This is a genomic window from Streptomyces sp. NPDC085931, from assembly GCF_044540565.1.
Taxonomy (GTDB): Bacteria; Actinomycetota; Actinomycetes; order Streptomycetales; family Streptomycetaceae; genus Streptomyces.
Window position 1 is genome coordinate 277,422 of sequence record NZ_JBITSK010000001.1, and the last position, 18,833, is coordinate 296,254.

The window sequence follows — 18,833 nt, forward strand, 5'->3', positions numbered from 1 at the left end:
CGACCTCGGCCGGCGAGTCCGCCCTCTGCCTCCGGTGCCGTGGACGGCGAGCCCCGGCAGCGGTGGCCTCCGGGCCGGGGTTTTCGGCCGGCCGGCTGACGGACACGTTCCTCATCGAGGGGTCCCGTGCCCCACCCCGCGCGGGGGCCCGGATCACAGGAGCCCCTTGTCGCGGGCGCGGCGCACCGCCTCGGCCCGCCGGCCCACCCCGAGCTTGCGGTAGATGCTCTTGAGGTGGGTCTTCACGGTGTTCACCGACACGTGCAGATCGGCGGCGATCTCCTCGGTGGAGAGCATGTCGGCCAGGCGGTGCAGCACTTCCCGTTCGCGCGCGCTCAGGTCCTCCACCACCAGGTCCGGCGCGGGCGCGGCTGCGGCGGGCCCCGCGGGCCGGTGCCGGACCTGGCCGGGGACGAGCCAGCCGCCGGCCAGGTCCCGCAGCCGGCCGGTGCACAGCAGTGGGCGGAGCCAGGGGCCGGCCTCCGCAAACGGCCGGCGCAGCCGCTCGCGCCGGCCGTCCAGGAGCGCACGGGTGACGAGCCGGCCGACGGCGGTGTGGTCGCCGGTCTCCTGTGCGGCCTGGGCGCGGACCAGCGCGGCGCGCACCGCCACCGCCGGACCGTACCGGGCGTCCTCGCGCAGGCCGTCGAGCAGCCCGAGCGCCTCGTCGGCCCGGCCCTCGGCCAGCCGGACGCGGGCCGCCTGGACCGCGCACGGGGCCCGGTGGTGCGCCACCCGCTCCACGTCCTTGCGGGCCAGCTCCGGCTGCCCCTGGGCGAGGTGGGCGGCCGAGGCGAGCAGGGCGCTCTGCTCCTGTGCCCAGGGCGAGCCGACGTCCGCGGTGACCGGTGCGTCGGCGGCGGCGAGCGCGGCCCGGGTGTCCCCGCGGGCCAGGAGCAGCCGGCCCCGGACGACGGCCCGGCCCGCCCGCACCACCGGGTCCTCCGCGGCCGGGCGGGACACGGCCTCGTCGTCGAGGAGCGCCTGCGCCTCGTCGAGTTCGTCGCGCTCGACGTGGACGGCGGCCAGGACCAGCGGGCCGAGGCCCGCCCCGGAGCGCCGGGGCAGGCTGTGGCGCTCCGCCTGGCCGGCCGCGGCCAGCGCCTTGTGCTCCGCGCGGCCGGGCCAGCCGTCGAGGTAGTGGATCAGTGCCAGGTGGCCGAGGGCCTCCCACCGGGGCAGGGCCATCACCGCTCCGCCCGGCTGCCCGGCGACCGCCGACAGGGCGGCGCGGGCCTCGTCGAACCGCCCGTCCCACAGGCGGGCGGAGCCGAGGTGGGTGAGGAGGAGGGCGGTGAGTTCCGGGTGGGCGTCGAGGAGCCCCGCGGGGATCCGCCCGCGCAGCAGCCCGGCCTGCTCGGCGGCGCGCTCGGCCCGTGCGGGGGAGCCGGTCAGCCGGGCGGCGAGCGCCTCGAGCAGGGCGAAGCCGAGCTGTGCCGGAGCCGCTGCCCCGCCGTCGCGGGCGAGCTTCTCCCCGGCATCGCGCAAGTGGGTCAGGCCGCGGGCGAGATCGCACCGGCCCAGGTAGCGGGCGGCGCGGACCAGGTCGGGCGCCGGGCCCGTCACCTCGGGGCCCATCCGTGCGAACAGCGCGGACAGCTCCTCGGAGCGCAGGCCGGTGAAGAGCCGGCCGAGCGCCAGGTCGTCGACGACGGCGCGCGCGGTGAACTCCCAGTCGTCCGCCTCGGCTCCCTGGACGAGCGCGTCCCACAGCGCTCCCGAGTGGCGCAGCCGGCGGGCGGCACGGCCGCGCAGCTCCGGCTCCAGGCCGGGGCGGCGGGCGCGCAGGTGGGCGCGGAGGATCTCGGCGAACAGCGGATGCAGGCTGTACCAGGAGTCCCCGAGGTAGTGGACGAAGGCGTTGTCGCGGTGCAGCGAGGCGAGCACGGATTCCGCGTCGGTGCGCCCTGTCAGCGCGTTGACCAGGTCGGGGCGGAACCGGTCGAGGACGCTGATGCGCAGCAGCAGGTCCTGGGTGGCGGGTGGCTGCCGGTCGAGGACCTCGGCGAGCAGGAAGTCGGCCATCGTGCTGTGGTTCGCCTCGAACTGCTGCGCGTAGGTGCCGGGGTCGGGTTCCCGCTGGGCGGCCAGCGCCCAGAGCCGGAGCCCCGCGGCCCACCCCCGGGTGCGCTCCACCAGGGCCTGCACGGCGTCGTCGGGCAGGTGAAGCCCGTGCCGGGACAGCAGTGCGCCGGCCTCGCCGGGGGTGAAGGCCAGCTCGGCGCCCCGGATCTCCGTCATCTCGCCGGACACGCGGTAGCGGTGCAGCGGCAGCAGGGGTTCGGTGCGGGTGACCAGGAGCAGGCGCAGGCCCGGTCCGGCGTGGTGCAGCACGAACTGCAGCTGGCGCGCGATCTCGGGCGAGGTCACCCGGTCGAACTCGTCGAGGACGACGACGGTGGTGTGATCGCGGCGTTCCAGGTCGGCGGCGAGGCGGGTCAGGGTCCTCGGGTCCACGCGGCCGGCCTCGGCGGGGCAGCCGACCTCGGCCGCCACCGGGATGCCGGCGGCCCGCAGCGCCTCCAGGAGATACGCCCAGAAGATCCCCGGGGCCTGGTCGGCGGTGTCGCCGGTGAGCCAGGCGACGGGCTCGCGCAGACCGGCGGCCCAGTCCGCGACCAGGAGGGTCTTGCCCGCGCCGGCAGATCCGTCGACCACGGTCAGGGGCGTGCGGAGCGCTTGGTCGAGGTGCCGGACCAGGCGCGGGCGGCGCAGGAAGGTGGCGGGCCGGCGCGGCAGCGCGAACCGGGTGCGCAGCAGGGGGTCACCCGTGGGGTCGACGCCCGTGGGGTCGACGCGCGCCGACGCCGGCTCCGCGTCGGTCTCGTCGGTCACGGCCATGGGGCCCCCAGTACGTGCGGTCCGCCGGGGTGATGAGCGGTCCCTCGTCCCGCCAGCATCTCTCCGTTCACTCCCCCGCGCACTCCCGGGGGTGATCGTGCCCGGCCGGACCACCCGTGGCGGGCGATGCGGCCCGCCGGTGTCCGAGGTTGGCTGAGGTGCCCGCCCACCGCCCAGGGAGCCGCGGGGCACGCCCGGCGGCTCGGAACCGGAGTACCGACCATGTGCCGCTGGCTCGCCTACTCGGGCACCCCCGTGCTGCTCGACGACGTCCTCTACCGTCCGCAGCACTCCCTGATCGACCAGAGCCTGCACGCGCGGATGGGGGTGGAGACCACCAACGGCGACGGTTTCGGCGTCGGCTGGTACGCCTGGCATCTGCGCTCGCCCGCCGTCATCCGCGACACCGGCCCGGCCTGGAGCAACCGCAACCTGCGGGAGATCGCCGACCATGTCCGCTCACCGCTGTTCTTCGCCCATGTGCGGGCCTCCACGGGGACGGCCGTGCAGCAGACCAACTGCCACCCCTTCCGCCACGATCGCTGGATGTGGATGCACAACGGGGCGATCACCGGGTTCTCCGCGATGCGCCGGGACCTCATGCTGGCCGTGGACCCGGAGCTGTTCCCGTCGCTGGAGGGCACCACCGACTCCGAGGTGATGTTCCACGTGGCCCTCACCTTCGGGCTCGACGGCGATCCGCCGGGCGCGGTGGCGCGGATGGCGGGCCTCGTGGAGCGGCTGGGGCACGAGCACGCAGTGGCCGAGCCGCTGCAGATGACCATCGCGGTGACCGACGGCGAGCGCCTGTGGTTCTTCCGCTACTCCAGCGGCGGGGACTCGCGGTCGCTGTACTTCAGCAGCCGCGTGGAGGACGTGCGCGCCCTCCACCCCGACCTCGCGTTCCTCAAGCACATCTCCGACGAGACCCGGCTGGTCGTGTCGGAGCCGCTGGGCGATCTCCCTGGTGTGTGGAACGCCGTGCCGGAGAGCAGCTACGGCGTCGTCCAGCCCGGGCGGGACCTGATGCGGCACTTCGAGCCGGAGCCCGTCTGAGCCGCCCGGGGCCGGCTCTCAGCCCAGCCGGGCGGCGAACACCCCGTGGGCCCGCTCGTCGAAGAGCACGAACCTGACCCGCTCGACCGCCGTGTCCGCCGCCCGGACCGTCTCGACGGCGATGCGGGCGCCGTCGTCCATGGGCCAGCCGTAGACGCCGGTGGAGACGGCGGGGAAGGCGACCGTGCGGGCGCCGAGTTCGTCGGCGACGCGCAGCGACTCGCGGTAGCAGGAGGCGAGGAGGTGCGAGCGGTCCTCGGTGGTGCTGTACACGGGGCCGACGGTGTGGATGACCCAGCGGGCGTCGAGGTCGCCGGCGGTGGTGGCGACCGCCTGGCCGGTGGGCAGGCCCTTGCCGTACCGGGAGGCGCGCAGTCTGCGGCACTCCTCCAGGATCGCCGGGCCGCCGCGCCGGTGGATCGCGCCGTCGACCCCTCCCCCGCCCAGCAGCGAGGAGTTGGCCGCGTTGACGATCGCGTCGACGCTCTCGCGGGTGATGTCGCCCCGGACCGCTTCGATGATGGTCATGTCTGCCTCAGTCGCTTCCACACGGCCTTCGCCGCGTTGTGTCCGGACATGCCGTGCACGCCGGGGCCCGGCGGGGTCGCCGAGGAGCAGATGAAGATCGCCGGGTGGGGCGTGTGGTACGGGAACAGGGTGAGTTTCGGGCGGAGCAGCAGTTGCAGGCCCGAGGCCGCGCCGGTGGCGATGTCGCCGCCGACGTAGTTGGCGTTGCGGGCGGCGAGTTCGGGCGGGCCGGCCGTGGCGCGGGCCAGGACGCGGTCGCGGAACCCCGGCGCGAAACGCTCCAGTTGACGTTCGACGGCGTCGGTGAGGTCGCCGGTCCAGCCGTGCGGGACGTGCCCGTAGACCCAGAAGACGTGCTTGCCCCCGGGGGCGCGGGTCGGGTCGACGACGCTCGGCTGGGTCGTGATGAGGAACGGCCTGTCGGGGGCCCGGCCCTCGCGGGAGGCCGCGCGCAGGGCCGCGCCGATCTCCGCGCTGTCCGCGCCGATCTGCACCGTGCCGGCGACCCGGGCCTCCTTCGCGGTCCACGGCACGGGCCCGTCCAGCGCGTAGTCGATCTTGAACACACCCGGTCCGTAGCGGTAGCCGGCGTAGTGGCTGCCGAAGCCGGCGATACGGGCCAGGGCGGTGGGCGAGGTGTCGAAGACGTAGGCCCGGGCCGGCGGCAGGTCGTCGAGGCGCTTGACCTCGTAGTCGGTGTGGATCTCGCCGCCGAGGTCGCGCAGATGGGCGGCGAGGGCGTCGGAGAGCGCCTGGGACCCGCCGCGGGCGAGCGGCCAGCCGCGGGCGTGCGCCGCGAGCGCGAAGACCAGGCCGACGGCGCCGGTGGCCAACCCGCCGAGCGGTGCCATGACATGGGCGACGAGCCCGGCGAAGAGCGTCCGGGCCGGTTCGTCGCGGAAGCGGCGCATCAGCAGGGTCGACGGGGGCAGGCCGGCGAGCCCGAAGCGGGCGAGGGTGACCGGGTCGCGGGGCAGCGCCGTGAGCGGCAGGGACATGAAGTCCCGGACGAGCGTGTCCCACTTGGGCAGGAAGGGCTCGACCAGCCTGCGGTAGGCACCGGCGTCGCGCGGCCCGAAGGAGGCGGCCGTCTCGCCGACCGACCGGGACAGCACGGCCGCCGTGCCGTCCGGGAAGGGATGGGCCATGGGCAGCTCGGCGTGGAGCCACTCCAGGCCGTAGCGCTCCAGGGGCAGGGCGCGCAGCGCGGGGGAGTTGACGGCGAGGGGGTGGGCCGCGGCACACGGGTCGTGCCGGAAGCCGGGCAGGGTGAGCTCCTCGGTGCGGGCACCGCCGCCCACCGTGTCCCTGGCTTCGAAGACGGCGACGGAGAAGCCGCGCCGGGCCAGCTCCACGGCCGCGGTCAGTCCGTTCGGTCCCGCACCCACTACGACCGCATCGAGCATCGACGGCACCTTCGGACCCCTTCGTCAGCCGATGGCCACTGGGGATCAGGATATGCCCGGGGACGGACAGTCACCGGCCGCGGGGGAGATCCGTCCGGGACGACCGGTTTGCGACGGTGACGGCTCCGCCTCGCGCACGCAGGGTCATCATCTGTGCGCACCACGCAACGACTTGGGCCGTCAGGCGCCGCCCGCCAGCAGCCCCGCGACGCGGCGGGCCGTGGCCGCGTCCCGGGCCGCGGTGAACGGCAGGGCGTTGCCGCCCGTGATGCGGAACGGCTCGCCGGTCAGGGTCAGATGGGCGCCGCCCGCCTCCTCGACGAGGAGCAGACCGGCCGCGTGGTCCCAGGCCGCCTCCCAGGAGAAGGCCGTGGCGTCCGACTCGCCGCGGGCGACGGCGAGGTACTCCAGGCCGGCCGAGCCGCAGGCGCGCGGTGCCACGCCCTCGGTGCGCAGGCCGAGCAGGGCGTGCTTCTGCTCCTCCGTCGTGTAGTCCGGGTGGGAGGTGGCCACGCGCAGGTCGCGGCCGGGCTCGGGGACGCCGGCGAACAGCCGCTCGCCGTCGAGGTAGGCGCCCTTGCCCCGCTGGGCGGTGGCCAGCCGGTCGCGGGCGGGGGCGTAGGTCCAGGAGGCGAGGAGGGTGCCACCGTGGGCCAGGGCGACCAGGGTGCAGAATCCGGCCTCGCCGCGCACGAACTGCCGGGTGCCGTCGACCGGGTCGACGATCCACACCGGGGCGTCGCCGCGGATCGCCTCGTAGGAGGCGGGGTTGGCGTGGACCGCCTCCTCGCCCACCACGGCCGAGCCGGGCAGCAGGGCGGTCAGCGCCTCGGTCAGGTACAGCTCGGCCTTGCGGTCGGCGTCGGTCACCAGGTCGTGCGGTCCGGCCTTCTGGTCGATCTCGTGCGCGGCGAGGCGGCGCCAGCGCGGCAGGATCTCCGTGGCCGCGGCCTTGCGGATCGCCTCTTCGACGTCGGAGGCGTGCCGGGCGAGAAACTCTTCGATGGTTTCGTTGCTGTCGATCACCCCTCCATCACAACACGCGCCACTGACAATCCCCACCCGCGGGGTGCACCCCGGGTGGCCTCACGGTGAACACCCGGGGTGCGCCGCCCCCGGGTGCCTCGCGGTGGGCTCCGGCGTGCGCGGGGGCGCGGTCACCGGCCGACCGCGTACCCCTGCATGCCCCGCGGGTTCGCCGCCGCCGACAGCACGCCCGTGGCCGGGTCCCGCGCGACCGCGCAGAGCCGGCCCTCCGACCAGGGGGCGCCGACGGTCACCTCGTGGCCGCGCCGCCGCAGCTCCGCGACGACGGCCGGGTCGGTGCGGGCCTCCACGGTCACGCTGCCCGGGCGCATGCCGCGCGGGTAGAAGGAGCCGGGGAAGCCGTCGTTGTGCCAGTTCGGGGCGTCGATCGCGCCCTGCAGGTCGAGCCCGCCGCGGACCCGGGGGCGCCGTGCGAGGGCCAGCAGGAAGTGCAGCTGCCACTGGTCCTGCTGGTCGCCGCCGGGGGTGCCGAACGCCAGGACGGGCACGCCGTCGCGCAGCGCGATCGACGGGGACAGGGTGGTGCGGGGGCGGCGGCCCGGGGTGAGGGTGCCGGGCAGGCCTTCCTCCAGCCAGGTCATCTGCAGCCGGGTGCCGAGCGGGAAGCCGAGTTCGGGCACGACGGGGTTGGACTGGAGCCAGCCGCCGCTGGGGGTGGCGGAGACCATGGTGCCCCAGCGGTCGACGACGTCGAGGTGGCAGGTGTCGCCCCGGGTGCTGCCGTCGGGGAGGATCTCCGGTTCGCCGGGCACGGGCGAGGTGGGCAGTTTCGCGACCGTGGGTTCGCCGATGCCGAGGGCGTCGAAGCCCTCTTGCGCGGCGGCGGCCACGCGCGCGTGCGCGCTCAGGCGGGGGGTGCGTCCGCCGGGGGTGCCGGGCCGCAGATCGTGCTCGGCCCGCTCACCGACGAGGGCGCGGCGGGCGGTGTTGTACGCGGCGGACAGCAGGTCGTCGAGCGGCACGTCGGCGGCGTCCCCGTACCAGGCCTCCCGGTCGGCCATGGCGAGCTTGCAGCCCTCGACGAGGAGGTGGACGTAGTCGGCCGAGCCGTACGGGGGCAGTTCGGGCGGAAGCAGGGCGAGCTGCTGCAGGAGGACCGGGCCCTGGCTCCAGGGGCCGGGTTTGCACACGGTCCAGCCGTTCCAGTCGTACGTCGCCGGGCTCTCCCAGGTCGCGGACCAGGCGGCGAGGTCGGCGGCGGTGAGGGTGCCGGTGTGGTGGGTGCCGCTGGTGTCGAGGGTGGGGCGGGCGGCCTGCCGGACGAGGGCCTCGGCGATGAATCCGGTGCGCCAGACCTGCCGTGCCGCGTCGATCCGCGCCTCCCGGTCCCCGGCCGTGGCGGTCTCGGCGAGCAGCCGCTTCCAGGTGGCGGCGAGCGCGGGGTTGCGGAACAGCTTCCCCGGCCGGGGTGCCTCGCCGCCGGGCAGGTAGACCTCCGCCGAGGAGGTCCACTCGGTCGCGAACAGTTCCCGGACGGTGTCGACGGTCTGGCCGAGGCGCTCCACGGGCGGGTGGCCGTGCTCGGCGTAGCCGATGGCGTACTTCAGCACGTCGTCGAGGGTCCTGGTGCCGTGGTCGCGCAGCAGCAGCGCCCAGGCGTCGAAGGCGCCGGGAACGGCGGCGGCGAGCGGTCCGGTGCCGGGGACGAGGTCCAGGCCGAGGCCGCGGTAGTGCGCGACGGTCGCTCCGGCGGGGGCGACGCCCTGCCCGCACAGCACCCGCACCTCGCCGTCGGGCGGGGCGTACAGCAGGGGCACCTCGCCGGCCGGGCCGTTGAGATGGGGTTCGACGACCTGCAGCACGAAACCGCCCGCGACGGCGGCGTCGCAGGCGTTGCCGCCGTCCTCCAGCACGGCCATCGCCGTCTGGGAGGCGAGCCAGTGGGTGGAGGAGACCATGCCGAAGGTGCCCTGGAGGGTGGGGCGGGTCGTGAACACGCGGCTCGTCACCTCTCGTCGTCGTGCGCCACTCGTCCCCCTCCCCCTGTCGCGGCCCCGACAAAACCCGGACGCCGGCGCGGGTGCGCACATGCCCCTCCGGCCGCGTGAACCACCGCGATCGCTGGCGTCCGTGGTGAGGCACCGTCACCGCGCGGCCACGCAGCGAGTTCGCCCTTCCGCCCCGCGGGGACTCGTGTGACACTGTCGTCCCGTCCGCCGTGCGGACCTGTTCCGCACCGTCCGTCCCCCACGAGAAGGGCGCCGTGCGTTCCCTACCCCTGCCCCTGGCCCTGACCGCCCGCCTGTCGCCGGTGGCCGTGCTCGCCGCGGCGGGCTGGGCGCTGTCGTCCGGTCCCCTGGCCGCGCCGACGGCCGCCGAGCACAGGCCGGCCGCCCAGGACAAGGCCGAGACCCGGTCCGTCGCCGCTCCCTCGACGTCGGCCGCGCCGAAGACGTACGCGGCGGCACCGGCGCCCTGCGAGAGCGTCGCCGAGAAGACCGTCACGTCGCTGGTGCCCGGCGCGAAGACGACCGGCAAGGAGATCCCGTCCACGGACTCCGAGGTGCGCCGTACGTGTTCGTGGAACGCGCTCAAGGGCTACGACTACCGCTGGCTCGACGTGTCCTACGAGGTGATGGCGTCGGACGAGGCGGCCGAGAAGTCGTACCGGGAACAAGTGGAGCGCCGAGGCGGCGGCGGGGCCGTCCCCGGCCTGGGTGACAGCGCGTACTCCGTCGTCGGCCTCACCACCGAGGACGGGCAGCAGACCCGGGAGGGCGTCGTGATCGCGCGGGCCTCCAACGCGCTGGTGACGATCACCTACAACGGCAGCGACTTCGAGTCGAAGAAGGCGCCGGACACGGACACCATCAACAAGGGCGCCATCAAGGCCGCGAAGGAGGCGGTGGCCGCGCTGGAGAGCGAGAAGGGCTGAAGCGCCCTCCGGCGCGGCGGTCACCCCGCCCTCCGGCGCGGCGGTCACCCCGCTCGGCGCGCCGCGCGTGCGCGCGGCGCCATCAGCAGCAGGTACAGCACCATCGAGGTGCCCAGTCCCACGGCCCAGCCGTAGTCGGCCAGATCGGCCAGTGCCGGGACGGGACGGCCGTCGATCAGCGGCTTGAAGTTCGCGCCGCCGACGGCGAGGACGCCGCCGGCCGCGAAGGCGACCACGGCCCGCCAGTTCCAGCCGCCCTCGTACCAGTAGCGGCCGCCCGGGCGGTACAGGTCGGCGAGGTCGAGGCGGGAGCGGCGCAGGATCCAGTAGTCGGCGATGAGGATGCCCGCGACGGTGCCGAGCAGGCCGCCGACCAGGCCGAGCCAGGTGAAGATGTAGCCCTGCGGGTCGGAGTACAGCTTCCACGGGAAGATCAGCACACCGAGGACGCAGGTGGCGAGGGCGCCGGCCCGGAAACTGACGCGCCGGGGCGCGATGTTGGAGAAGTCGAACGCCGGGGAGACCAGGTTGGCCGCGACGTTCACGGACAGGGTCGCCACCAGGACGGTGACCAGGGCGAAGAGCAGGCCCACCGTGTTGTCGGTCTTGGCGGCGAGTTGCACCGGGTCCCAGACGGCCTCGCCGTAGACGGCCTGGCTTCCGGAGGTGACCATCACCGACAGGAAGGCGAACAGCGTCATGGTGGTCGGCAGGCCGAGGGCCTGGCCCCGGGTCTGCGCCTTCTGGCTCCTGCCGTAGCGGGTGAAGTCGGGGATGTTCAGCGACAGCGTGGACCAAAAGCCGATCATGCCCATCAGGGCGGGGGCGAACAGCGTCCAGAAGTCGGCGCCCCAGCCCAGCTTCGACGGCTGGTCGAACAGCGGCCCGAAGCCGCCCGCCTTGTCGCTCATCCACCACAGCATCACGAACGCGCCGACGAGGACGAAGGGCGCCGCCCAGTTCTCGAAGCGGCGGATCGTCTCCATGCCCCGGTAGATGATGACGACCTGCAACGCCCAGAAGATCGCGAACGACAGCCACATGGTCCAGGCGTGGCCGCCGACCTTCGACGCGTCCGTCCAGCCGGTCCCGATGAGCTTGCCGGCCAGGAAGTAGATGGCCTCGCCGCCGATCCAGGTCTGGATGCCGAACCAGCCGCACGCCACCAATGCCCGTACGACGGCGGGCAGGTTGGCACCGCGGATGCCGAAGGAGGCCCGGGCGAAGACCGGGAAGGGTATGCCGTACTTGGGCCCGGCGTGCCCGGTGAGCAGCATCGGTATCAGCACGATGACGTTGGCCAGGGCGATGGTGAGCACCGCCTGCTTCCAGTCCATGCCGACGGCGATGAGCCCGGAGGCCAGCGTCCAGGAGGCGGTGTTGTGGGCCATGCCGACCCACAGGGCGGAGAAGTTGTACGTGGTCCAGGTGCGCCGGGCGACCGGGACCGGCAGCAGGTCGTCGTTGGCGTAGGGACCGCTCGGCGCGGGGGCGCCCGGGGCGATCTCCACGCGGCCGTCGGCGAGGGTGACTTGGGTGGTCGGCGGTGTGGCCGTGGGAGCGGTATCGGTCATGGGCCGGGCCAATCGGGGAGGCGGGACGGGAATGGCCGTGCGGGTGAGGCCGACGGGGGGTGCGCTCGGGGCGTCCTGCGCCCCCTTCCCGGGCCGGGGGAAGGGGGAGGTCACGGGGGTGGGGACGTCAGCCGTCGACCGCCGGGATCACCCGGGATCCGTAGGCGTCGATCACGGCCTCCTGCGCGTCGTGCATGTCGTAGACGGCGAACTGGTCGACGCCGAGGGCGCGCAGGGCGTTCAACTTCTCGATGTGCCGCTCGACGGGGCCGATCAGGCAGAACCGGTCGACGATCTCGTCGGGCACGAACCGGGTGTCCGGGTTGCCGGCCCGGCCGTGGTGGGAGTAGTCGTAGCCCTCGCGGGCCTTGATGTAGGCGGTGAGTTCGTCGGGGACGGCGGCCGAGTGCTCGCCGTACTTGGACACCAGGTCGGCCACGTGGTTGCCGACCATGCCGCCGAACCAGCGGCACTGCTCGCGTGCGTGGGCGAGCGCCTCGGGCGAGTCGTCGTCGGTGACGTAGGCGGGGGCGGCCACGCAGACGGTCACCTCCGACGGGTCGCGTCCGGCGGCGAGGGCCGCGTCCTTGACGGCCTTGACCATGTACTCGGTCAGGTACAGGTCGGCCAGTTGCAGGATGAAGCCGTCCGCCTCCTCACCGGCCATCTTCAGCGCCTTGGGCCCGTACGCGGCCATCCAGACGGGCAGTTCCGCCCCCGGCCTGATCCACGGGAACCGCACGACGCTGCCGCCGCCGAGGTCGGCCTCCCGGCCGCTGCCGAGGTCCCGGATGACCCGCATGGCGTCGCTGATCCGGGCCAGCGTGTTGGGTTTGCGTCCGGCCACGCGCATCGCGGAGTCGCCGCGGCCGATGCCGCAGACGGTGCGGTTGCCGAACATGTCGTTGAGGGTGGCGAAGGTGGAGGCGGTGACCTCCCAGGTGCGGGTGCCCGGATTGGTCACCATCGGCCCGACCTTGAGCTTCGTGGTGTTGGCCAGGATCTGGCTGTAGATCACGAACGGCTCCTGCCACAGCACGGCGGAGTCGAAGGTCCAGCCGTGGGTGAAGCCGTTGCGTTCCGCGCGCTTCATCAGGCTGATCACCCGCGAGGCCGGCGGATCGGTCTGCAGGACGAGTCCGAAGTCCATGTCCACCACTCCTAGTCGAGGTACTGACAGGTCGAACGCGGGGTGAAGACGCCGTGCCCGGCGCGCCCGGTGTACTCCCGGTCGGTGACGACGGGGACGCCGCGGGAGAGCACCGTCTCGACCCGGCCGGTGACCCGCCGGCCCTCGTACGCCGAGTAGTCCACGTTCATGTGGTGGGTCTCGGCCGAGATGACCTGCTCGGCGTGCGGGTCGTAGATCACGACGTCGGCGTCGGCGCCGGGCGCGATGGTGCCCTTCTTCGGGTAGAGGCCGAACATGCGGGCCGGGGTGGCGCAGGCGATCTCGATCCAGCGGCGGCGGCTGATGTGCCCGTCGACGACGGCCTGGTGGAGGAGGTCCATACGGTTCTCCACGCCCGGCAGGCCGTTGGGGATCTTGGAGAAGTCGCCGCGGCCGAGTTCCTTCTGGCCGGTGAAGCAGAAGGGGCAGTGGTCGGTGGAGACGACCTGGAGGTCGTTCGTGCGCAGCCCCTGCCAGAGCTTCGCCTGGTGCTCGCGGGGCCGCAGGGGTGTGCTGCACACGTACTTGGCGCCCTCGAAGTCCGGCTCGGCGAGGTTGTCGGTGGACAGGAACAGGTACTGCGGGCAGGTCTCGCCGAAGACGGGCAGCCCTTCGTCGCGGGCCCGGGCCAGTTCGGCGACGGCCTCCATCGCCGAGACGTGCACGACGTAGAGGGGGGCGCCGGCGACCTGGGCGAGCCGGATGGCGCGGTGGGTGGCCTCGGCCTCCAGCAGCGCCTTGCGGACCTCGCCGTGGTAGCGCGGGTCGGTCTCGCCGCGGGCCAGGGCCTGTTCGACCAGGACGTCGATGGCGATGCCGTTCTCGGCGTGCATCATGATCAGGCCGCCGTTGTCGGCGGAGCGCTGCATGGCGCGCAGGATCTGGCCGTCGTCGCTGTAGAAGACGCCCGGGTAGGCCATGAACTGCTTGAAGGAGGTGACGCCCTCCTCGACCAGCAGGTCCATCTCCTTGAGCGTCTCCTCGTCGACGTCGGAGACGATCATGTGAAAGCCGTAGTCGATCGCGCAGTTGCCCTCGGCCTTGGCGTGCCAGGCGTCCAGGCCCTCGCGCAGACCGTGGCCGACGCTCTGCACCGCGAAGTCGATGATCGTCGTGGTGCCGCCCCAGGCGGCGGCCCGGGTGCCGGTCTCGAACGTGTCGGAGGCGAAGGTGCCGCCGAAGGGCAGCTCCATGTGGGTGTGGGCGTCGACGCCGCCGGGGATGACGTACTTTCCGGTGGCGTCGATCGTGCGGTCGGCGGTCAGGACTCCGGGCGCGGCCAGGGCGGCGATGCGGCCGTCTTCGATCAGGACGTCGGCGTGGACTTCGTCGGAAGCTGTGATGACGAGACCGCCGTGGATCAGTGTTCGGGTCATCGGGCGCTCCTCACTGTGGGTGCGTGCGGATTCGTCGTGGCCGGTCGCGCGCGCGGCGGCAGCCGCATGGCGGATACAGCCCCGTGCCCCTAGCGGTCCGTCAGCGGGCCGTAGGCCGCGGGAGCCCGGTCCCGGTAGAACTGCCAGCGGTCGCGGACCTCGCGGAGCCTGGACAGGTCCAGGTCGCGGACGACCAGTTCGGGTTCCTTGTCGCTCGCCACCTCGCCGACGAACCGGGCCTCCGGGTCGACGAAGTACGAGGTGCCGTAGAAGTCGTTGTCGCCGTACTCCTCGACGCCGACCCGGTTGATCGCGCCGACGAAGTACTCGTTGGCCACGGCGGCCGCCGGCTGTTCCAGCTGCCAGAGGTAGCCGGACAGGCCCCGGGAGGTGGCCGAGGGGTTGAAGACGAGTTCGGCGCCCGCGAGGCCCAGCGCCCGCCAGCCCTCCGGGAAGTGCCGGTCGTAGCAGATGTAGACACCGATCCTGCCGGCCGCCGTGTCGAACACGGGCCAGCCGGAGTTGCCCGGGCGGAAGTAGAACTTCTCCCAGAATCCCCGCACTTGCGGGATGTGGGTCTTGCGGTACTTGCCGAGGTAGGAGCCGTCCGCGTCGATCACGGCGGCGGTGTTGTAGAGGACGCCGGGCTGTTCCTCCTCGTACATCGGCAGCACCAGCACGAGGCGCAGTTCCTTCGCGAGGGTCTGGAAGCGGCGGACGATCGGGCCCTCGGGGATCCGCTCGGCGTACTCGTAGAAGGCCGGGTCCTGCACCTGGCAGAAGTACGGGCCGTAGAACAGCTCCTGGAAGCACAGGACTTGGGCGCCCTGGGCGGCGGCGTCGCGGGCCGCCTGCTCGTGGACCTGGATCATCGACTCCTTGTCGCCGGTCCAGGCGGTCTGGAAGACGGCGGCACGGATCACTCGGCTCATCGGGACCTCCGGTCGCTCGGTGTGCCGTGAGCCTAGGAAGCCGGGACGTCGTCGTTGAGTGGCACCGTGTCACGTCCCGGGGCGTGCGGCGTGCCACCGTGTCACTGTGCTGCGGGCCCATGTTTCACCGCCGTCATCCCAGGTGGTTGCGTGTTTCACTGCTGTTGCGCGTCGTGCGCGAGAAGTGCGATGTGCACCGAGGCGGCCTGCTCGAAGTCGTCGAGGTCCACCCCGAGGCGGACCTGTATCGCCTCCAGCCGGCGGTAGAGGGCCGGCCGCGAGACGTGGTGGAGCTGGGCGGTGCGGGACTTGTTGCGGCCGGTGGCGAGATAGGTGCGCAGCACGGACAGCAGGTCCTCGTCCGCCGCGCACAGCAGCCCGTCCAGTTCCCGCTCCGCGAAGGACTGCACGTGCGGGTCGTCGCGCAGCAGGCGGATCAGCCCGCGCAGGTGGACGTCCCTGAGGCGGACCACCGGGGGCAGGTCGAGGGCGGCGGAGGAGTCGGCGACGGCGTCCGCGACGTGCTGCGCCTCGCGCAGACCGGTGGGCACGTCGTCCCAGGCGAGCCGGGGCTCGGCCGCCGCGACGACCGTGCCGTCCGTGCCGTCCGTGCCGGACTGGGTGCGCAGCCGGGTCGCGAAATGCGCGGCGAGGGCGTCCGCGTCCTGGTCGCGGGCGAGGCTGAGCAGCACCGCGGTGGCCCCGTCGGCCAGTTCGGCCACGAGACCGGACAGGCCGAGCAGCCGCAGCAGCCGGTCCAGCCGGACGGGGTCGCCGTCGCGGACGACCAGCGGCACGAACGTCCGCCGGTTGACCGGCAGTCCGGCCGCCCGGGCCCGGGGCAGCAGCTGCCGCGCCGGTACGACGCCGCTGACGAGGTCGGTCAGCAGGCTCTGCGCGGACTGCTCCTCCCAGGAGCAGGCGGCGCCGCCGGCGAGCATGCGGTGCAGGACGAGGGCCTCGGCGGCGCGGTCGGCCAGCAGCCGTCCGGTGGCGGTGTCGCCGCGGTAGCCGCACAGCACGATCCGCCCCCAGCGCTCCCCGCGCCCGCCCAGTTCGGCCCGGATCCAGCCGTCGCCCGCGCGGCCTGCCCCGGTGCCCGGAGGGCCTGGGCGGTGGCCCCATGCCTGCCGGGCGATGCGCTCCCAGTCGCGCAGCACGTCGTCGACGGCCGGGCGCTCCCCCGCCGTGCCGAGGACGCGGTGGGCGAGGTTGGTGACGACGACCGGGCAGGCGGCGTGCCGGGCGACCTCGTCGAGCAGGCGCTGGAGCGGGGCGCCCGCGGTGATGAGGGCGGTGAGCTCGGTACGGACGGCCTCGGAGAGGCTGACGGCGGCGAACTTGCGCCGCACCAGCCGCGACTGCACCTCCTCGGTCAGTTCGGCGAAGGGGAAGGGCCGGTGCAGGACGACCATCGGCAGCCCGCACCGCTCGGCGGCCCGGCGCATCACGTCCGGCGGGGCGGGGAAGGCCCGGCCGAGCCCGAGGACGACCGCCGCCGCCTCGGCGCGGTGCAGCGAGCGGACGTACTCGGCCTGCTTGTCCTCGTCGCCGGCGAGCAGCACCCCGGTGGTGAGGACCATCTCGCCGCCGCTGAGCATGACGCCGACGTCGGCGGCCTCCGCCACGTGCACCCACCGGACGGGCCGGTCGAGATGGCTCGCCCCGGCCACCACCTCGGGCTCCCCGGCGAGCACCCGTTCCAGGGTGAGGACCTGCCGGACGGACAGGGCCGGTTCGAGGGAGTCCGGGGTGATGGTCATGTGACGGTTCCCTTGGTCGGTCCACCGCTACGGGATGCTCCTCAGAGCGTCTTCGAGGATCGCGGCGCCCTCCTCGGCCTCCGCGACGTTCAGGGACAGCGGCGGGGCGATCCGCAGCGCACTGGTGTTGTGGCCGCCGCCCTTGCCGATGAGCAGACCGCCCTCGCGGGCCGCTTCCAGGACGGCCGCCGCGGTCGCCGGATCGGCCTCGTCGGTGCCGGGCCTGGTGATCTCGACGCCGATCATGAGGCCGCGGCCGCGGACCTCCCGGACGGCCGGGACCTGGGCGGCGGCAGCGCGCAGCCGCTCGATGAGCAGGCCGCCGACGCGCCGGGCGTTGCCCTGGAGGTCGTGCTCCAGCAGGTAGGTGAGGTTGGCGAGGCCCGCCGCCATGGTGATCTGCGTGCCGCCGAAGGTGGAGATGCTGTTGGAGTCCAGGCAGTTCATGATCTCGGAGCGGGCGACGACCCCGCCGATGGACATGCCGTTGCCGATGCCCTTGGCGAAGGTCATGATGTCCGGCGGTCCGTGCTGCCCGTGGGCCTGCCAGCCCCAGAAGTGCTCGCCGGTGCGGCCCCAGCCGGTCTGCACCTCGTCGGCGATCCACAGGATGCCGCGCTCGTGCAGCACCTCGCGGAAGGCGGCGTAGAGCCCGTCCGGCGGGGAGGTGAAGCCGCCGACGCCCTGGATGGGCTCGGCGATCAGCGCGGCCGGCGGGCGGGTGTGGCCGAGCAGGTCGACCAGGTCGTCCACGCAGGCCGCGATGAAGTCGCCGTCGCTCAGCTCGGCGTACGGGCCGCGGGTGCGCACGCCGCCGTGCACGTACAGCGTCTGCAGCGGGGACAGCGAGGTCGGGGACCAGCCGCGGTTGCCGGTGATGCCGACGGAGCTGAAGGAACGGCCGTGGTAGCTGTTGCGCATGGCCAGCACCGTGTTGCTGCGCCGGTACGTCGTGGCGAGCAGCAGGGCCGTGTCGTTGGCCTCGGTGCCGGAGGTGGTGAAGAACACCCGGGCGTCCGGGATGCCGCTCAACTGGGCGATACGCTCGGCCAGTTCGACCATGGGGCGGTTGAGGTAGAGGGTCGAGGAGTGGATGATCCGCCCGGCCTGCTCGCTCACCGCCTTGGTCACCTCGGGCAGGGCGTGCGCGGTCATGGTGGTGAGGATGCCGCCGAAGAAGTCGAGGTAGCGGTTGCCCTCGGCGTCCCAGACGTGGCGGCCCTCGCCGTGGGTGATCTCGATCGGCTCCTCGTAGTAGAGGGCGAGCCAGTCGGGGAGCACGGCCCGGTGGCGGCCCAGCAGGTCATGGGTCACGGCCGCACCAGCCCTTCGTAGGCGTCGGGGCGGCGGTCGCGGTAGAAGGCCCACGTCTGCCGCACCTCCTCGATCAGGTCGAGGTCGATGTCCCGGACCACGAGCTCCTCCTTGCTGTCGCTGGCGACGTCCCCCACGAACTGCCCGCGCGGGTCGACGAAGTAGCTCGTGCCGTAGAAGTCGTTGTCGCCGTACTCCTCCTGCCCGACGCGGTTGATCGCGGCGATGTAGTAGCCGTTGGCGACGGCCGCGGCGGGCTGCTCCAGCCGCCACAGGTGGGCCGACAGGCTGCGGTGGGTGGCGGAGGGGTTGTAGACCAGCTGGGCGCCGGCCAGGCCGAGTTCGCGCCAGCCCTCCGGGAAGTGGCGGTCGTAGCAGATGTAGACGCCGACCTTGCCGACGGCGGTGTCGAAGACGGGCCAGCCGAGGTTGCCGGGCTTGAAGTAGTACTTCTCGCGGAAGCCCTTCAGCTGGGGGATGTGGTGCTTGCGGTACTTGCCGAGGTAACTGCCGTCGGCGTCGATCACGGCCGCGGTGTTGTAGTAGAAGCCGGGCTGCTCGGCCTCGAACACCGGCGCGACGACGACCAGGCCGGTCTCGCGGGCGAGCGCCCGCATCCGCCGCACGGTCGGCCCGTCGGGGACGGGCTCGGCCCAGCGGTAGTGCTCCGGCTCCTCGACCTGGCAGAAGTAGGGGCTGTTGAAGACTTCCTGGAACCCGATGATCTTCGCGCCCCGGCGGGCCGCCTCGCGGGCGTGCTCCTCGTGTTTCGCCACCATGGACTCGGTGTCGCCGGTCCAGGTGGCCTGGACCAGAGCGGCACGTACGACGTTGGCCATGAGCTGCTCCTTCGACGCGACGTCTGCGCCTCTACGCCCGTAGAAGCGGGACGTGGAGCCACGAACGTAAGCCTCGTGACCGGGCTTGCCAAGACCATCGTCACCAACCCG

14 protein-coding genes are annotated in these 18,833 nt (G+C 73.4%); 2 read left to right on the forward strand and 12 right to left on the reverse strand.

The features are described from left to right. Nucleotides 1-153: 153 nt before the first annotated feature. Nucleotides 154-2,841 (reverse strand): LuxR C-terminal-related transcriptional regulator, encoded by a 2,688-nt coding sequence (locus ACIGAN_RS01175; protein WP_399854359.1) that lies wholly within the window; start codon nucleotides 2,839-2,841, stop codon nucleotides 154-156. Between the two features lie 222 nt (nucleotides 2,842-3,063). Between ACIGAN_RS01175 and ACIGAN_RS01180 the strand changes: the two genes are divergently transcribed. Further along, nucleotides 3,064-3,897 carry a class II glutamine amidotransferase gene (locus tag ACIGAN_RS01180; RefSeq protein ID WP_399854360.1) on the forward strand — a complete coding sequence of 278 codons (834 nt, stop codon included), beginning with the start codon at nucleotides 3,064-3,066 and terminating at the stop codon, nucleotides 3,895-3,897. Nucleotides 3,898-3,915: 18 nt separating this feature from the next. Here ACIGAN_RS01180 and ACIGAN_RS01185 read toward each other — a convergent pair whose 3' ends face one another. The 4 genes from ACIGAN_RS01185 to ACIGAN_RS01200 form a co-directional block, all read right to left on the reverse strand. Then, nucleotides 3,916-4,425, reverse strand: a complete 510-nt coding sequence (locus ACIGAN_RS01185; RefSeq protein ID WP_399854361.1) for an O-acetyl-ADP-ribose deacetylase — start codon at nucleotides 4,423-4,425, stop codon at nucleotides 3,916-3,918. After that, a complete protein-coding gene (locus ACIGAN_RS01190) occupies nucleotides 4,422-5,831 on the reverse strand; it encodes a phytoene desaturase family protein (protein ID WP_399854362.1) in 1,410 nt (469 codons plus the stop codon). The genes ACIGAN_RS01185 and ACIGAN_RS01190 overlap by 4 nt, the downstream gene beginning before the upstream one ends. A 180-nt stretch (nucleotides 5,832-6,011) precedes the next feature. Then, nucleotides 6,012-6,857 carry an inositol monophosphatase family protein gene (locus tag ACIGAN_RS01195; RefSeq protein ID WP_365097844.1) on the reverse strand — a complete coding sequence of 282 codons (846 nt, stop codon included), beginning with the start codon at nucleotides 6,855-6,857 and terminating at the stop codon, nucleotides 6,012-6,014. A gap of 131 nt (nucleotides 6,858-6,988) precedes the next feature. Then, a complete protein-coding gene (locus tag ACIGAN_RS01200) occupies nucleotides 6,989-8,815 on the reverse strand; it encodes a gamma-glutamyltransferase family protein (protein WP_399854363.1) in 1,827 nt (608 codons plus the stop codon). A 266-nt stretch (nucleotides 8,816-9,081) separates the two neighbouring features. On the opposite strand from ACIGAN_RS01200, the gene ACIGAN_RS01205 reads away from it, so the two are divergent. Further along, nucleotides 9,082-9,753, forward strand: coding sequence for a hypothetical protein (locus ACIGAN_RS01205; RefSeq protein ID WP_399854364.1), 672 nt, complete (start codon nucleotides 9,082-9,084; stop codon nucleotides 9,751-9,753). 44 nt (nucleotides 9,754-9,797) lie between these two features. On the opposite strand, the gene ACIGAN_RS01210 is transcribed toward ACIGAN_RS01205, so the two are convergent. From ACIGAN_RS01210 to ACIGAN_RS01240, 7 genes are all read right to left on the reverse strand, one after another. Next, nucleotides 9,798-11,327 (reverse strand): NCS1 family nucleobase:cation symporter-1, encoded by a 1,530-nt coding sequence (locus ACIGAN_RS01210; RefSeq protein WP_399854365.1) that lies wholly within the window; start codon nucleotides 11,325-11,327, stop codon nucleotides 9,798-9,800. Nucleotides 11,328-11,454: 127 nt separating this feature from the next. Then, nucleotides 11,455-12,477 (reverse strand): TIGR03842 family LLM class F420-dependent oxidoreductase, encoded by a 1,023-nt coding sequence (locus ACIGAN_RS01215; RefSeq protein WP_399854366.1) that lies wholly within the window; start codon nucleotides 12,475-12,477, stop codon nucleotides 11,455-11,457. A gap of 11 nt (nucleotides 12,478-12,488) precedes the next feature. Continuing rightward, nucleotides 12,489-13,874 (reverse strand): dihydropyrimidinase, encoded by a 1,386-nt coding sequence (gene hydA / locus ACIGAN_RS01220; RefSeq protein WP_399854367.1) that lies wholly within the window; start codon nucleotides 13,872-13,874, stop codon nucleotides 12,489-12,491. Between the two features lie 89 nt (nucleotides 13,875-13,963). Next, on the reverse strand, nucleotides 13,964-14,806 hold the full coding sequence (locus ACIGAN_RS01225) for a nitrilase-related carbon-nitrogen hydrolase (RefSeq protein ID WP_399854368.1): 843 nt from the start codon (nucleotides 14,804-14,806) through the stop codon (nucleotides 13,964-13,966). 155 nt (nucleotides 14,807-14,961) lie between these two features. Next, nucleotides 14,962-16,569 (reverse strand): PucR family transcriptional regulator, encoded by a 1,608-nt coding sequence (locus ACIGAN_RS01230; RefSeq protein WP_399854369.1) that lies wholly within the window; start codon nucleotides 16,567-16,569, stop codon nucleotides 14,962-14,964. 27 nt (nucleotides 16,570-16,596) lie between these two features. Next, nucleotides 16,597-17,883, reverse strand: coding sequence for an aspartate aminotransferase family protein (locus ACIGAN_RS01235; protein ID WP_365087060.1), 1,287 nt, complete (start codon nucleotides 17,881-17,883; stop codon nucleotides 16,597-16,599). Continuing rightward, nucleotides 17,880-18,722 (reverse strand): nitrilase-related carbon-nitrogen hydrolase, encoded by an 843-nt coding sequence (locus tag ACIGAN_RS01240; RefSeq protein ID WP_365087062.1) that lies wholly within the window; start codon nucleotides 18,720-18,722, stop codon nucleotides 17,880-17,882. The genes ACIGAN_RS01235 and ACIGAN_RS01240 overlap by 4 nt, the downstream gene beginning before the upstream one ends. Nucleotides 18,723-18,833: the final 111 nt, after the last annotated feature.

Bases quoted from the DNA above. Each gene is read 5' to 3' on its own strand.
- ACIGAN_RS01175 (WP_399854359.1), bottom strand. From the start codon at position 2,841: ATGGCCGTGACCGACGAGACCGACGCGGAGCCGGCGTCGGCGCGCGTC.
- ACIGAN_RS01180 (WP_399854360.1), top strand. From the start codon at position 3,064: ATGTGCCGCTGGCTCGCCTACTCGGGCACCCCCGTGCTGCTCGACGAC.
- ACIGAN_RS01185 (WP_399854361.1), bottom strand. From the start codon at position 4,425: ATGACCATCATCGAAGCGGTCCGGGGCGACATCACCCGCGAGAGCGTC.
- ACIGAN_RS01190 (WP_399854362.1), bottom strand. From the start codon at position 5,831: ATGCTCGATGCGGTCGTAGTGGGTGCGGGACCGAACGGACTGACCGCG.
- ACIGAN_RS01210 (WP_399854365.1), bottom strand. From the start codon at position 11,327: ATGACCGATACCGCTCCCACGGCCACACCGCCGACCACCCAAGTCACC.
- ACIGAN_RS01215 (WP_399854366.1), bottom strand. From the start codon at position 12,477: ATGGACTTCGGACTCGTCCTGCAGACCGATCCGCCGGCCTCGCGGGTG.
- hydA (WP_399854367.1), bottom strand. From the start codon at position 13,874: ATGACCCGAACACTGATCCACGGCGGTCTCGTCATCACAGCTTCCGAC.
- ACIGAN_RS01225 (WP_399854368.1), bottom strand. From the start codon at position 14,806: ATGAGCCGAGTGATCCGTGCCGCCGTCTTCCAGACCGCCTGGACCGGC.
- ACIGAN_RS01230 (WP_399854369.1), bottom strand. From the start codon at position 16,569: ATGACCATCACCCCGGACTCCCTCGAACCGGCCCTGTCCGTCCGGCAG.
- ACIGAN_RS01240 (WP_365087062.1), bottom strand. From the start codon at position 18,722: ATGGCCAACGTCGTACGTGCCGCTCTGGTCCAGGCCACCTGGACCGGC.